The following is a 13,573-nucleotide window of genomic DNA, read 5'->3' on the forward strand; positions in this document are numbered from 1 at the left end:
TGGTTTTATTATAAAGAAACCCACCTCCTTTGTCCGTTGTTAAAACAACGAAAATAAAATTATCCCAAGGAAACGTCCAAAATCATCATCACCGTGAAACCCAGGGCAAAGGTCAGCACCCCAATATTGGAATGCTCCCCTTCGGACATTTCCGGAATCAGTTCTTCCACCACCACGTACAGCATGGCCCCTGCCGCAAAGCTGAGGAAATACGGCAGCAGCCGGACAATGTACTGGGAGGCCCAGATGGTAAACACCGCCGCAATCGGTTCTACCACCCCGGACAGGACCCCGCCGACAAAAGCCTTGTGGTGTCCCAACCCTGCTGCCCGCAGCGGCAGGGAAATAATGGCTCCTTCGGGGAAATTCTGAATGGCAATCCCCAGGGACAGGGCAATGGCACTGCCCAGGGTAATGGTCCCCGGGTCATTCAAAAAGCCGGCATAAATCATGCCCACGGCCATACCTTCCGGAATATTATGGAGGGTCACGGCCAAAATCATCATGGTGGTCCGGGCCAAATGGCTTTTGGGCCCTTCCGCCTTTTGGGCGTTGAGATGCAGGTGGGGAATCAGGGTATCCAGCAGCAGCAGGAACAACGTCCCCACCCAGAACCCTACAGCCGCTGGAATAAAGGCCAGACGCCCCAGGGCAGCGGATTCCTCCAGGGCAGGAATCAAAAGGCTCCAAATGGACGCCGCCACCATAACCCCGGCGGCAAAGCCCGTCAGCCCCCGCTGGAGCTGCCGGTTCAGCTGGTCCTTCATAAAGTACACACAGGCAGCCCCCAGGGATGTGCCTAAAAAGGGAATTAGGATTCCCTTCCAAATTTCAGAATTCATGGATTGGCTCCTCTCTGAGATGTTTCCCGTTTAGATTTCCGGCTTGTTTTCCATTTTCATGGCCAAATTGCTAAGGGCATACTGGATTTCCCGTTCCGGCGGCACCGCCAGGGAAACCTCCGTGGTTTCCACCTTCCGCAGGTTCTTATGCAGGAATTTCTGGTTCTCCTGCTTGTACAGGTACAGATCGGCAGCGGTCAGCACCCGGAGCCAGGTATCCGGCCCGTCGTCCCACCAGCCCATAAGCATAGGTTCCACATAGTATTCTTCCATGGCTTTTACAATCACCACGGCCACCACGTCCGCCTGGGCCTTTTGGCCAATGGCAGCAAATTCCGCCGCAGTGTAATGGTCGTCATCGGAATTGGACTGGCTGAGCACCGCACTGGCCGCCTGGACAGCCTGGGGATCGTCAATGAAGGTATACTCGGCCCTAGGGTAGGCCTGACGCACCTGCCGCTTCCACAGGGCTTTCATGGCCGGGGTCACTTCCCCCGTTTGGTCGTAGACCACAAAGGCCATGCCCTTTCGGTTCAGGGGATCCCCCGCCACCGTTGGAACGGCCGCCGGGCTTTCCGCCGGGGCCTGGGCGGCCCAGGCAGGGCTCCCGGGCAAAAGCATAACCAAGCTCAAGAGCGAAGCCAAAAGTACCAGTACTTGTTTCAGGGCTTTCATTTTACCACCTTCTGTGCAGTCCCCCGTTTCAGGGTAAGGCCCAAATGCTGGGCCAGAATCTGCCCCATATCGGAGTAAGTTTCCATGGGTTTCAGGGCGCCGGGAAGCACCTCCGGCCCAAAGAACAGGGCGGGCACGTGCTCCCGGGTATGGTCGGAGCCGGTCCAGGTAGGATCACAGCCGTGGTCCGCCGTCACCAGCACCAGGTCCCCGGGCTGGAGCTTGGCCCACAGTTCCGGCAGCCGCCGGTCAATGAGCATCAGCCCTTCCCCGTAGCCTTCCACGTTCCGGCGATGGCCGTAGGTAGAGTCAAAATCCACAAAATTGGTGAATACCAGACTCCTGTCCCCGGCATCGTCCATAGCCTGTAGGGTAGCGTCAAACAGGGCATCCAGGCCCGTTGCCTTATAGGCCTTGGTAATGCCCCTGTGGGCAAAAATATCCGCAATCTTGCCAATGGCGTACACGCCCCCGGCCTGTTCGTAAACCGCATCTACCAGGGTGGGTTCCGGGGCGGGCACTGCATAGTCGTGGCGATTGCCGGTGCGCACGAAGGTATCCGCCGTTTCCCCTACAAAGGGCCGGGCGATAACCCGGGCAATATGGTAGGGCTGCACCAGCTGGTAGGCCGCCTGGCAAAGAGCGTACAGCCGGTCCAGGCCAAAATGCTCCTCATGGGCGGCAATCTGCAGCACCGAATCCGCAGAGGTATAGACAATGGGCTTGCCGGTGCGGATGCTTTCCTCCCCCAGTTCCTTGAGAATGACCGTACCGGAGGCGTGCTTTTCTCCCAGCACCCCGGGCAGGTTTCCTGCCTGAATCAGGCCGTCAATAATGTCCTTGGGGAAGCAGTGGGGTACGTTGGGAAAATACCCCCAGTCAAACTTGACGGGGACCCCGGCCATTTCCCAATGGCCGCTGAGCGTATCCTTACCGCTGCTGATTTCCCGGGCGTAGGTATAGGCCCCTTTCAGGGGCTCAGCGGCGTTTAGGCTGGCCGCAAGTTTTTTGCCTGTACTGGCTTCATGGGCCAGTTCCAAGCCCACCTGGGCCAAATATGGCAGTTTTAAGAGGGGTTTTGCGGCATCCTCTGCGTGGCCTTTGGCAAACCACTGGGCAATATGCCCCAGGGTATCCGCTCCTGCGTCCCCAAATTTGGCGGCATCCGGTGCGCCTCCAATGCCAAAAGAATCCAACATTAAGATGATACAGCGTTTCACTGGAATCACTCCCTTACCAACAACTCGTTCAAAGCCCGGTGGAGAATGGCCTGAAAGCGGCTTTCCGCCTGTTTATACACCTCCGGCGAAGCTATGCTCTCGCTTTGGGTCCGTTTGGCCACCACCCCGCACAGGCTGGCTGCCTTCATTCCCAGGGCCTGGGCCGTCACAAACACGGCGGCGGTTTCCATTTCATAATTGGTGACCCCCAGCTGCTGCCATTCCTTCATGCTGCCCTGGAAACGGCGGGGCACGTACCCGGTAAAGCTGTCATACCGTTCCTGGCCGGGCCAAAAGGTATCCGAAGATACGCAGATGCCCACCTGGTGCGGGATATTGAGCAGCCGGGCAGCATACACCAAGAGCTGGGTCAGTTCCAGGTCCGCTACCGCGGGAAATTCCAAGGGGGCGTAGTGGGTACTGGTACCCTCCAGCCGCACCGCTCCCTTGATGATGACCACCTCTCCCAGGTTCAGGTTCTCCTGGATGGAGCCGGTGGTGCCCACCCGGATCACCCGGCGAATGCCCAAACGGGCCAGTTCCTCCAGACAAATGGCGGTGGACGGCCCTCCCATGCCTGTAGAGCAGACCAGCACCGGCTTGTCCTGCACCTGCGCCAGGGCGCTGGTGTATTCCCGGTGGCTGGTCAGATCAATGGTCGGCCCCATAGCCTCTGCCAGGGACCGGACACGCCCCGGGTCTCCGGGCAGTAACGCGATATCCGCTCCCAGAAGCATGTTCTGGGACAATTGGGTGTGGTACAATACTTCTTCTGGTTTTGCGTAATGTCCCATACAAACTCCTTTCCGGCCACAACGGCCAACTCAGTATACTTATATAATAACACGCAGGCGGAAAAAATGCGGGGCAAAAATTGCTTTTGCTCCGCATTCTCTTCCTTATTCTTCCATTTCTTTTTGTACCGTTTCTTCACAGGAACGCATGGCCAAAATGCTCTGCTCAAACAGTTTGTTGAGATCCCAGCCCAGCATATCGGCTCCCTGCTGGATTACGTCCCGGCTGCAGCCGGCGGCGAAATGCTTATCCTTGAATTTCTTCTTCAGGGACTTCACTTCCATATCCTGGACGCTTTTGGAGGGCCGCATCAGGGCTGCGGCCCCAATGAGCCCGGACAGTTCGTCCACGGCATACAGCACCTTTTCCATTTCCAGCTGGGGTTCCACGTCACTGCAGCGGGGCCAGCCGTGGCTGGCTACCGCATGAATCAGCTTTTCGTCCCAGCCTTTTTCCCGGAGGATTTCCGCTTCCTTCCGGCAGTGCTGGTCCGGATATTTTTCATAATCCAAATCGTGGAGCAGACCTACCAGGCCCCAGAAATCTTCTTCGTCCCCGTAGCCCAATTCCCGGGCAAAATAGCGCATACAGCCTTCTACCGTCAGCCCGTGCTGCCGGTGGAAAGGCTCCTGATTGTATTCCTTTAACAGTTCCCAAGCTTCTTCACGCGTTCCTGCCATAGCTTTCTCTCCCCTCGGATATTTGAGTATTGTGGAAAATTCCCCTATAGTATAGCACAAACCTGGGGTATCCGCCTAAAAAAATGCCGTGCCCAAAGGCACGGCCAATTTTATTTTGCATAATCCACGGCACGGGTTTCCCGCACAATGACCACTTTGATCTGCCCAGGATATTCCATATCCTCTTCGATCTTTTTGGCCACGTCGTGAGCCAGAATGACGGAATCATCGTCGTCAATCTTATCCGGCTTCACCATAATACGGATTTCCCGGCCTGCCTGGACAGCATAGCATTTTTCTACGCCATCGAAGGATTCGGCAATTTCTTCCAATCGCGTCAACCGTTTCAGGTAGGTTTCCAGGGTTTCCCGGCGAGCTCCCGGACGGGCTGCCGAAATGGCATCCGCGGCAGAAACCAGGACCGCCTGGACGGAGGTTGCTTCGCAGTCTCCGTGGTGGGACATGATGGTATTGATGACGATATCGGATTCGTGATACCGTTTGGCCACTTCTGCCCCCAGATCCACATGGGATCCTTCCACCTCGTGGTCCACAGCCTTGCCAATATCATGCAGCAGGCCGGCCCGTTTGGCGGAGTTTACATCCACGCCCAGTTCGGCAGCCATAAGGCCAGCCAAATGGGCAACTTCGGTGGAATGCTTCAGCACGTTCTGACCATAGCTGGTGCGGTATTTAAGCCGGCCCAGCAGTTTGATCAGTTCAGGATGCAGTCCATGAACGCCTGTTTCAAAGGTAGCCTGTTCACCGGCTTCCTTAATTTTCTGATCCAGTTCTTTTTGGGCCTTTTCCACCATTTCCTCAATACGGGCAGGATGGATACGGCCATCATTGATGAGCTTCTCCAGGGCAATCCGGGCAACTTCCCGGCGCACAGGGTCAAAGCCGGAAATAATGACAGCTTCCGGCGTATCATCAATGATCAAATCGATACCAGTTAAGGTTTCCAGGGTACGGATATTCCGGCCTTCCCGGCCAATAATCCGTCCCTTCATTTCGTCGTTGGGCAGGGGAACAACGGTAACCGTAGTTTCCGTAACCTGATCAGCCGCACAGCGCTGAATGGCAAGGGAAATGATTTCCCGGGCCTTCTGGTCTGCCACGTCCTTGGCTTCCTGTTCCATATCCTTGATCAAACGGGCTTTGTCGTGTTTGACTTCTTCCCGTACATTGTCCAACAATTCCTGCTTGGCTTCATCGCTGGTCAAACCGGAAATCCGTTCCAGTTCTGTGACCTGCTGGCCATAAAGAGCATCGACTTTAGCTTGGGCAGCCTGCAGACGGTTGCTTTGCTCAATGAGTTTTTCTTCCTTCTTCTCATAAGCATCCATTTTCTTGTCGACGTTTTCTTCCTTTTGCACCAAGCGTCGTTCATTTTTACTGAGTTCAGCTCTTCTTTCCTTGTTCTCCCGTTCCATTTCAGAACGCAGACGGTGGATTTCCTCCTTGGCTTCCAATAAAGCTTCCTTTTTCTTGGCTTCGGCGTCACGCATAGCCTCTTCCAGGATTTCTTTGGCTCTATCTTCTGCAGCCCCGATTTTGCCTTCGGCAACATTTTTCCGGGCCATATAGCCACCGCCCACACCTAACAAACAAAGGACAAGAGCGATAAATACACTAATGGGATCTATGATGTACACCTCCTCTTCTCTAGAATTTTTGCAAAACTTGTTCATACAATAAATAAGGCAACCAGAGGTCGCCTTAAAACCCAATAAACACGATTGGACAAAGTTATTTTATAGTATTTTCATAAGAGTGTCAATAAAGCTGCACAGCAAAAAGGGGACTATGCCTCGCATAGCCCCGCTTCTATACTTTTTCTGCTAAAACAGGTCTTCTTCCCCGCCAGCTTCCTGCCACAATTGCAGGGCAGAAGCAATGGCTCCAAAGCCAAAGCCCCGGGAAGCCAGGCCTCTGGACAAGGCGGCTTTCCCCTTCCGGGGGTCTGCCTTGTACTTGCGCTGGAATTTTCCCAGTTGGGTCCTGGCCCAGTCACAGGCCCGCTCTGTTTCTTCTTCTTCCGTTACCTGGGCCAGTTCTTCCTGAATCAGTTCCTGGGGCACCTGCTTTTTGCTGAGCATCAGCCGCAGGTACTGGCGGCCGTAAAACCGCTTGCCCCGCCAGGCTGCCGTAATCCGGGCGGCGCAGCGGGCGTCGTCCAGGAAATGGCGTTCCGTCAGCTTGGCCAAAACCTGGTCTGCAAGGTCCTCCGGGCATTCCCGCTCCAACAGCTTGTCCCGCAGCTCAAACCGGGTGAAATCCCGCAGGGACAGCTTGTCCAAGGCAAAGTTATAGGCTTCGGCGTAGGTACCCAGGGCTTTTCCCGACTTATTCCACATTGTCCGGATTATCCTCCGGCGTCATGAGAAGGCCATCGTCTTCTTCCGGCTGGGCAGGAGCTGCCTGGGCCGTACTGGCCAGACCGGCTGCTGCCCGGATTTTCTGCTCAATTTCCGCAGCCATATCCTTGTGTTCTTTCAGGAAAGTCTTGGTATTTTCCCGGCCCTGGCCAATGCGTTCATCCCCGTAGGAATACCAGGCGCCGCTCTTATTGATAATTTCGTACTGGACCCCCAGGTCCACCAGGCAGCCCTCGTGGGAAATGCCCTGGCCATACATAATATCGAATTCGGCCTGCTTAAAGGGAGGTGCAACCTTGTTTTTCACCACTTTCACCCGGGTCCGATTGCCGATGATTTCGTTGCCGTTCTTCAGGCTTTCAATCCGGCGTACATCCATCCGGATGGTGGAATAGAATTTCAGGGCCCGGCCGCCGGTGGTGGTTTCCGGGTTGCCGAACATCACGCCTACTTTTTCCCGGATCTGGTTGATGAACACCGTAGCCGTCCGGGACTTGGAAATGATACCCGTGAGTTTCCGCAGGGCCTGGCTCATCAGCCGGGCCTGGAGGCCCACATGGGATTCACCCATTTCCCCTTCGATTTCTGCCTTGGGCACCAGGGCTGCTACGGAGTCGATGACGATAATGTCAATAGCACCGCTGCGCACCAGGGCGTCGCAGATTTCCAGGGCCTGTTCGCCGGTATCCGGCTGGGAAATCAAGAGGTTGTCCACATCCACCCCCAGGTTCCGGGCGTATTCCGGATCCAGGGCGTGTTCGGCGTCGATGAAAGCTGCATAGCCGCCGCGCTTTTGGGCTTCGGCAATCATGTGCAGGGCAACCGTAGTTTTACCGGAAGATTCCGGTCCATAGATTTCAATCACCCGGCCCCGGGGAATACCCCCTACTCCCAATGCCAAATCCAGGGATAGTGCACCTGTAGGAATGGTTTCTATATTCATCTTGGCGCTGGCTGCCCCCAATTTCATAATGGAGCCTTTGCCAAAATCCTTTTCAATCTGTTTTAAAGCCGCATCCAGGGCTTTCGTCTTATCTGCATCCATACTCATGAATTCATCTCCTTGTCCATTGCTGTACATTATCTATTTTACAAACATTTGTTCGTTTCGTCAAGATTTTCTAGGAAGCTCTCTCAGCTCGTCGGGAGTAAAGTGGTACGATTTGTTGCAGTATTGGCAATGAACCTCGGTTTGAGGGTCTTGAAGAATTTCCTGGAAGTCCTTTTCCGGCAGGCCGCAGAGCATCTGGGCCACCTTTTCCCGGCTGCAGCTGCAATGGAAGGAAACCGGGTGGGATTCCAGAATTTCTACCGGCAGGCCTTTGGCTACCCGGCGAATCATCTCCTCCGGGGTACAGCCGCTGCTCAGCAGTTCGGTTACGTAGGGCAGGGTCAGGATATTGTCTTCCAAGGTCTTGGCCGTTTCTTCGGACGCTTCCGGCAGCAGCTGGACAAAGTAACCGCCGGCAGTGGCCACAGAGCCGTCCTTTTCAATCAGGACGCCCAGGGCAACGCTGGAAGGGGTCTGCTCGGACACGTACAGGTACCGGGTCAGGTCCGCAGCGATTTCCCCACTTTTCAGGGTGGAAACCCCGGTAAAGGGTTCGCCCTTTTCCGGGCACCGGGTGACGGTGACAATGCCGTAATGGCCGACCCCGCCGCCTACATCCAGTTTGCCGTTTTTGGACGGCAGCATCACTTCCGGGTGCATCACAAAGCCCCGGACCGTGTAATCCCGGGCATCGGCCATCACCTGGCCCAAAGGCCCGTCGCCCTTAAAGCGCACCGTTACCGCTTCCCCGGACTTCATGGTAGCCGCCAGGAGCAGAGCCCCGGCAGCGGTACGGCCCAGGGCCGCCGCAGCCAGAGGAGAGCAGTGATGGATTTCGTTCATATATTGGGTCAGGTGGGTGGTGCTTACCGCATAAATCCGGGCATCCCCCGCCGTAGCCTTGACTAAAATATCTTCGGACATCTTACAGGCTCCGGGTCAGGTTGACCATTTCAATCATGGACAGGGCCGTATCGGAACCCTTGTTGCCGGCCTTGGTACCAGCCCGTTCCACAGCCTGTTCAATATTTTCGGTAGTGAGTACGCCAAAGCCGGTGGGAACGCCAGTTTCCATGTTCACCAGGGCAATGCCCTTGGACACTTCGCTGCATACGTAGTCATAGTGGCTGGTAGCGCCGCGAATCACTGCGCCCAGGCAGATGATGCCGTCGTATTTGCCGCTTTGGGCCATTTTCTTGGCTACCAGGGGGATTTCAAAAGCCCCGGGAACCCAGGCCACCGTAATGTCGTCTTCTGCTACGCCGTGACGCACCAGGGTGTCTTCCGCGCCGCTGAGCAGCTTGCTGGTAATTAACTCATTGAAACGGGCAACTACGATGCCAAATTTTAAACCCTCTGCCAGTAAATTTCCTTCTACTACTTTCATTTTTTAGCCTCCACTTCTTTTTCGTGTAATTCATGTCCCATGCGGACTTGTTTGGTTACCATATAGTGATGGTTGTAGCAATTGTCTTTCATGATGATGGGCACGGTTTCCGTAATGGTAATGCCGTAGCCGGACAGGCCCGCCCGTTTGGCCGGGTTATTGGTCATCAGCCGGATGGTGGTAAGACCCAGGTCCGCCAGGATTTGGGCACCAATGCCATAATCCCGCATATCCGGGGCAAAGCCCAGTTTCACGTTGGCGTCCACCGTATCCAGGCCCTGGTCCTGGAGTTCATAGGCCCGCAGTTTGTTGGCCAGGCCAATGCCCCGGCCTTCCTGGCGCATATACAGCACCACGCCGCAGCCTTCCTTCTCGATCATGCGCAGGGCCGTAGCCAATTGGTCCCCGCAGTCACAGCGCAGGGAGCCGAAGGCGTCCCCGGTGAGGCATTCGGAGTGGACCCGGACCAGCACGTTCTTTTTGCCGGTAATGTCCCCTTTGATAATGGCCACATGGCATTTGTCGTCCAGATCATTTTCGTAGCCGATGGCCCGGAAGGTGCCGTACTTGCTGGGCAGGGCCACGTTGGCAATCCGGTGGACCATTTTTTCGGTCTTTTTCCGGTAAGCTACCAGGTCTGCCACGGTAATGAAGGTCAATTGGTGCTCTTTGGCAAATTCCATCAGCTCGGGGGTCCGGGCCATGGTGCCGTCAGCGCTCATGATTTCGCAGCAGATGCCCACCGGCTTCAGGCCTGCCAGCCGGCACAGGTCCGTAGTGGCTTCCGTATGACCGGTACGGCGCAGCACGCCGCCTTCCTTGCTGCGCAGGGGGAATACGTGGCCGGGCCGGCGGAAGTCGGAGGCCTTGGCGTCGTCCTCAGCGCATTTTTTCATGGTGTAGGCCCGTTCCACAGCGGAAATGCCGGTGGTGGTATCCTTATGGTCGATGGAAACGGTGAAGGCCGTTTCGTGGTTATCGGTGTTGTTGGCTACCATGGGGTCTAATTGCAGCCGGTCCAGAATTTTGCCGTCGCAGGGCATACAGATCAGGCCTTTGGCGTAGGTGGCCATGAAGTTGATGGCTTCCGTGGTCACGTGCTCTGCGCTCATGATCAGGTCCCCTTCGTTTTCCCGGTCGGCATCATCGGTAACCAGCACCATCTTGCCGGCTTTCAGGTCGGCAATGGCCTGTTCAATGGTGTCAAATTTATACTCTTGTTCCATAGGTAATTTCCTCCTTAAAAGAAGCCATTTTCCAACAAGGTTTCCTTGGTCAGGCCCCCTGTTTTGCGTTTTTCCAGCATGCGCTGGACGTACTTGCCCAAAATATCGGTTTCCAGGTTCACCTTGTCGCCGGGCTTTTTGAAACCCAGGGTGGTGAACTGGACCGTCAAGGGAATCAGGGATACGGAAAAAGTGGTATCCGTGACTTCCGTAATGGTAAGACTTATGCCGTCAATGGCAATGGAGCCCTTGCTGACCATGCCCTGGAGCAGTTCCGGCCCGCAGCTGATGGTGGTGACCTTGGCAATGCCTTCCGGCACCATCTTCACAATGGTGCCCACCCCATCTACGTGGCCGCTGACAATGTGGCCGTCCAGGCCGTCCCCTACATGGAGGGTCCGTTCCAGGTTTACCTTGTCCCCCCGCTTCAGGCTGCCAATGGTGGTGTGCCGGGCAGATTCCGGCATGACGTCCACGGTGAAGTGGCCCTGGTCAAAATGGGTCACGGTGAGGCAGGCCCCGTTGCAGCAGACGCTTTCCCCAATGGAGAGCAGCGGCGGAATCTTTTTGGCGGCAATGGTCAGCCGGTAGGAATTCTGTTCCCGGCGCAGGGTGTCCACCGTCCCCAGTTCCGCAACCAGTCCTGTAAACATACGCTCAGCCCCTTTCCAAAAGGCCCGTAAGCATTAAATCCTCACCAAACACCTTATGCTGTGGTTCGCTGAGGGTAACCCGCTGGGCCATGGTTCTGGCCCCCCGGCCTCCAATGGCCGTCAGGTTCTTTTTCCCGCCCAAAAGGCAGGGAGCGATAAAGGCGTATACCCGCTGGGCCAGTTTCAGGTCCAGGAAGGAGCCATGGATTTGGCTGCCCCCCTCCACCAGCAGGCTGGTGATGTTGTTTTCGCCCAGTCGGTCCAGCAGTGCCCCCAGGTCCAGGGTACCGCCGTTTTCCGGCAGCTGCCAGATGGTCACCTGGTCCAGCCCCTTGAAGGCTGCCAGCCGTTCCGGATCTGCCTTGCAGGAGGTAACCAAAAGGGTTTTGGCCTCCCCGTCCTGGAAGACCTTCCGGTCCACCGGCAGCTGGCATTTGCTGTCCAGCACTATCCGCAGGGGATTTTTGCCTTCCACCAGCCGCACCGTCAGGGACGGGTCATCATTTAGCACCGTATTTTTCCCTACCAGAATGGCGTCGTACTGGCTCCGGAGAGTATGGGCGTATTTCCGGGATTCTTCCCCGCTGATCCATTTGGAATCCCCGGAAGCCGTGGCAATTTTCCCGTCCAGGGTCATGGCGTATTTCAGTGCCGTAAAGGGCCGCTTGTGGGTTACCCAATGGAGAAACACCTCGTTCTGGCGCCGGGCTTCCTCAGCCAGCACCCCGGTAACCACTTCCACGCCGGCTTCCCGGAGCCGGGCAAAGCCCTTGCCCCCTACCAGGGGATTGGGGTCCTCAATAGCGGCCACTACCTTGCGGATGCCCGCCTTGATCAGCGCCTCGCAGCAGGGACCCGTGCGCCCGTAATGGGAACAGGGCTCCAGGGTAACATAGGCCGTAGCACCCTTAGTTTTCTCCCCGGCGTCCGCCATGGCATTTACTTCTGCGTGGGGCTGCCCCGCCTTGTGGTGATAGCCCCGTCCTACAATTTCGCCCTCAGGGCTGACGATAACGCAGCCCACCAGCGGATTAGGGCTGGTATTTCCCCGCGCCTGCTCCGCCAGGTCCAGAGCGATTCTCATATATTCCTGATCTGTCAAAAGTCCACCTGCTTTCTGCAAAATAAAAGCCGCACTGCCTGGGGCAGCACGGCAAAAATACACTTTTCGCTGTCTTTTCTCATCCAGACTGTACTGTCGGTATCGGGATTCCACCGATTCGTGCTTGCGCTCGCGGACTGTAACCGCCGGTAGGGAGTTCCACCCCGCCCCAAAGACAATTTCACTATAAAATTACTCATTCATTATATCATATGCACGGGACTTTGCAACCGCCTAGCCAAAGAAGCGGATCCGGGTCCGGCGGCCGTCCGGGGACACGTAATACAGATTGCCCAAATGCAGGGAGCCGTCCACCAGCTCAAACTGGGGCGCCACAATATCCCCGCCATCGGACTTGATTTCCACATCGCTGAACTTTAACTCCTTGTACTGGTTGGAAAAGGTGCCGTGAATGGAATTGAACTGGACAATGGCGTACATCCCCTTGCCGGAATAGAAGGAGCCATAGGTCAGGGTGGACCGGTTGTCCCCATCGCAGAGCATCTTCAGGTCCAGCTGCACCAGGCAGCGGAAGAAGGGCACTCCGGTGGCGTCCTCGCTGTGGAGGTCGTGACCCATCACGTTGACCGTATAGGCCTTGGTATCGATGTTGAAGCCCCCGTGGGCATCGCAGGTACCGCCAAACACATCTGCCGTCACGTTCTGGGCATCAATATAGCCGTCGGCGTATTTAAAATTGCCCTTGACCTTGGTAAATTTCAGACCGGGCAGGTTCAGGTTGGGCATATACAGCTGGCCTACAATCACCGGATCCGGCAGGTCCCCGGTAACATTGGCGGCGGCGGTCACCCGTTCGTGGATATTCAGCCCCGTTCCCAGGGAAGACGGATTCAGTTCCTTGATGCCCAGCTTCAGGTCGTAGGTGGACACCCGGGGTTTCAGGTCAACCGCTCCCTGGATATCCACTCCTTTGCCTTCCAGGGTACCCCCCAGTTCACCGGTAGAAAAGTCGATGGTCAGTTTGTCCTTGCTGTTGTAGTGCAGATTGGCATTTACATCCTCAAAGGTATGGGTCCGCTGCTTGTAGTAGGCCGTCAGGTGGCAGTGGTTCAGGAGTACCTCCACATTGACATTTTTCAGCTTGATGTCAAAGTTTTTCCGGTCTCCCTTTTTCCGCTGCTCCGGCGGCGGCAGCTGGGCAGCCCGGATGCCCCGGACGTGCATATTTTCGCTGAAGGTCAGGACAATATCTGCGTCGTCCAGCTGGAGCCGTTCAATGGTCCGGCTGTTGGTCCGCCGCAGGATAATGTCCAGGGGATTCACGTGGAAATACCCGTTGGGAATGGTTATCCGGTTGCCGTCGTGGGCCCCCTTCCACTCCAGGTTTTCAAAATGCACGTGGCCAAAGGGGGTAGCGGTAATCCGCTCCACCGTAATGGTGCCGTCCAGGTAGTGCTGCCGGGCCATTTCCCGGTTGAAAATGGCAGCTGCATGGATGCTGGCCAGATAGGCCAGCCAGCTGACCACCAAAAGGGCGGCCAGCAGACCTACCACTACCAGTTTGATTTTGACCTTATGGGTCCGCCAAAATGCCTTCATC

The 13,573-nt window shown here is 56.1% G+C and carries 14 protein-coding genes and 1 riboswitch; all 14 genes read right to left on the minus strand.

Going from position 1 to position 13,573, the window contains the following annotated elements; genetic code table 11:
* Nucleotides 1–59 precede the first annotated feature (59 nt).
* The 14 genes from C7E10_RS05005 to C7E10_RS05070 all read right to left on the minus strand — a co-directional run bounded on the left by C7E10_RS05005 (nucleotide 60) and on the right by C7E10_RS05070 (nucleotide 13,572).
* On the minus strand, nucleotides 60–842 hold the full coding sequence (locus tag C7E10_RS05005; RefSeq protein WP_105326246.1) for a ZIP family metal transporter: 783 nt from the start codon (nucleotides 840–842) through the stop codon (nucleotides 60–62).
* Between the two features lie 30 nt (nucleotides 843–872).
* Entirely contained in the window at nucleotides 873–1,517 is a 645-nt protein-coding gene (locus tag C7E10_RS05010) for a hypothetical protein (RefSeq protein WP_105326247.1), read from the minus strand.
* Complete coding sequence (locus tag C7E10_RS05015) at nucleotides 1,514–2,737, minus strand: phosphopentomutase (RefSeq protein WP_105326248.1); 1,224 nt, start codon at nucleotides 2,735–2,737, stop codon at nucleotides 1,514–1,516. Before C7E10_RS05015 ends, C7E10_RS05010 begins: the two co-directional genes overlap by 4 nt.
* A gap of 5 nt (nucleotides 2,738–2,742) precedes the next feature.
* Nucleotides 2,743–3,531 carry a uridine phosphorylase gene (gene udp / locus C7E10_RS05020; protein WP_105326249.1) on the minus strand — a complete coding sequence of 263 codons (789 nt, stop codon included), beginning with the start codon at nucleotides 3,529–3,531 and terminating at the stop codon, nucleotides 2,743–2,745.
* 105 nt (nucleotides 3,532–3,636) lie between these two features.
* Nucleotides 3,637–4,212 carry a hydrolase gene (locus tag C7E10_RS05025; RefSeq protein WP_105326250.1) on the minus strand — a complete coding sequence of 192 codons (576 nt, stop codon included), beginning with the start codon at nucleotides 4,210–4,212 and terminating at the stop codon, nucleotides 3,637–3,639.
* A gap of 110 nt (nucleotides 4,213–4,322) precedes the next feature.
* Nucleotides 4,323–5,906, minus strand: a complete 1,584-nt coding sequence (gene rny / locus C7E10_RS05030; protein ID WP_105326251.1) for a ribonuclease Y — start codon at nucleotides 5,904–5,906, stop codon at nucleotides 4,323–4,325.
* Between the two features lie 150 nt (nucleotides 5,907–6,056).
* Nucleotides 6,057–6,572: a regulatory protein RecX gene (locus C7E10_RS05035; protein WP_105326252.1), complete on the minus strand. Its 516-nt coding sequence runs from the start codon at nucleotides 6,570–6,572 to the stop codon at nucleotides 6,057–6,059.
* Nucleotides 6,562–7,644 carry a recombinase RecA gene (recA, locus tag C7E10_RS05040; protein ID WP_105326253.1) on the minus strand — a complete coding sequence of 361 codons (1,083 nt, stop codon included), beginning with the start codon at nucleotides 7,642–7,644 and terminating at the stop codon, nucleotides 6,562–6,564. Before recA ends, C7E10_RS05035 begins: the two co-directional genes overlap by 11 nt.
* 60 nt (nucleotides 7,645–7,704) lie before the next feature.
* Nucleotides 7,705–8,568 carry an Hsp33 family molecular chaperone HslO gene (hslO, locus tag C7E10_RS05045; RefSeq protein WP_105326254.1) on the minus strand — a complete coding sequence of 288 codons (864 nt, stop codon included), beginning with the start codon at nucleotides 8,566–8,568 and terminating at the stop codon, nucleotides 7,705–7,707.
* Between the two features lies 1 nt (nucleotide 8,569).
* Entirely contained in the window at nucleotides 8,570–9,031 is a 462-nt protein-coding gene (gene ribH / locus C7E10_RS05050; protein WP_105326255.1) for a 6,7-dimethyl-8-ribityllumazine synthase, read from the minus strand.
* Nucleotides 9,028–10,257: a bifunctional 3,4-dihydroxy-2-butanone-4-phosphate synthase/GTP cyclohydrolase II gene (locus C7E10_RS05055; RefSeq protein ID WP_105326256.1), complete on the minus strand. Its 1,230-nt coding sequence runs from the start codon at nucleotides 10,255–10,257 to the stop codon at nucleotides 9,028–9,030. The genes ribH and C7E10_RS05055 overlap by 4 nt, the downstream gene beginning before the upstream one ends.
* Before the next feature lie 14 nt (nucleotides 10,258–10,271).
* Nucleotides 10,272–10,910, minus strand: coding sequence for a riboflavin synthase (locus C7E10_RS05060; protein WP_105326257.1), 639 nt, complete (start codon nucleotides 10,908–10,910; stop codon nucleotides 10,272–10,274).
* Between the two features lie 4 nt (nucleotides 10,911–10,914).
* Nucleotides 10,915–12,012: a bifunctional diaminohydroxyphosphoribosylaminopyrimidine deaminase/5-amino-6-(5-phosphoribosylamino)uracil reductase RibD gene (ribD, locus tag C7E10_RS05065; RefSeq protein ID WP_105326258.1), complete on the minus strand. Its 1,098-nt coding sequence runs from the start codon at nucleotides 12,010–12,012 to the stop codon at nucleotides 10,915–10,917.
* A gap of 67 nt (nucleotides 12,013–12,079) precedes the next feature.
* Nucleotides 12,080–12,193, minus strand: a riboswitch (FMN riboswitch).
* Between the two features lie 53 nt (nucleotides 12,194–12,246).
* Entirely contained in the window at nucleotides 12,247–13,572 is a 1,326-nt protein-coding gene (locus C7E10_RS05070; RefSeq protein WP_199614489.1) for an AsmA family protein, read from the minus strand.
* Nucleotide 13,573 lies beyond the last annotated feature (1 nt).

Source organism: Acidaminococcus hominis (assembly GCF_900291475.1).
Lineage (GTDB): Bacteria > Bacillota > Negativicutes > Acidaminococcales > Acidaminococcaceae > Acidaminococcus > Acidaminococcus hominis.

What these genes read in the sequence shown, in the direction of transcription:
- C7E10_RS05005 (WP_105326246.1), bottom strand. Translation starts at nt 842, where the DNA reads ATGAATTCTGAAATTTGGAAGGGAATCCTAATTCCCTTTTTAGGCACA.
- C7E10_RS05010 (WP_105326247.1), bottom strand. Translation starts at nt 1,517, where the DNA reads ATGAAAGCCCTGAAACAAGTACTGGTACTTTTGGCTTCGCTCTTGAGC.
- udp (WP_105326249.1), bottom strand. Translation starts at nt 3,531, where the DNA reads ATGGGACATTACGCAAAACCAGAAGAAGTATTGTACCACACCCAATTG.
- C7E10_RS05025 (WP_105326250.1), bottom strand. Translation starts at nt 4,212, where the DNA reads ATGGCAGGAACGCGTGAAGAAGCTTGGGAACTGTTAAAGGAATACAAT.
- rny (WP_105326251.1), bottom strand. Translation starts at nt 5,906, where the DNA reads ATGAACAAGTTTTGCAAAAATTCTAGAGAAGAGGAGGTGTACATCATA.
- C7E10_RS05035 (WP_105326252.1), bottom strand. Translation starts at nt 6,572, where the DNA reads ATGTGGAATAAGTCGGGAAAAGCCCTGGGTACCTACGCCGAAGCCTAT.
- recA (WP_105326253.1), bottom strand. Translation starts at nt 7,644, where the DNA reads ATGAGTATGGATGCAGATAAGACGAAAGCCCTGGATGCGGCTTTAAAA.
- hslO (WP_105326254.1), bottom strand. Translation starts at nt 8,568, where the DNA reads ATGTCCGAAGATATTTTAGTCAAGGCTACGGCGGGGGATGCCCGGATT.
- ribH (WP_105326255.1), bottom strand. Translation starts at nt 9,031, where the DNA reads ATGAAAGTAGTAGAAGGAAATTTACTGGCAGAGGGTTTAAAATTTGGC.
- C7E10_RS05055 (WP_105326256.1), bottom strand. Translation starts at nt 10,257, where the DNA reads ATGGAACAAGAGTATAAATTTGACACCATTGAACAGGCCATTGCCGAC.
- C7E10_RS05060 (WP_105326257.1), bottom strand. Translation starts at nt 10,910, where the DNA reads ATGTTTACAGGACTGGTTGCGGAACTGGGGACGGTGGACACCCTGCGC.
- C7E10_RS05070 (WP_199614489.1), bottom strand. Translation starts at nt 13,572, where the DNA reads ATGAAGGCATTTTGGCGGACCCATAAGGTCAAAATCAAACTGGTAGTG.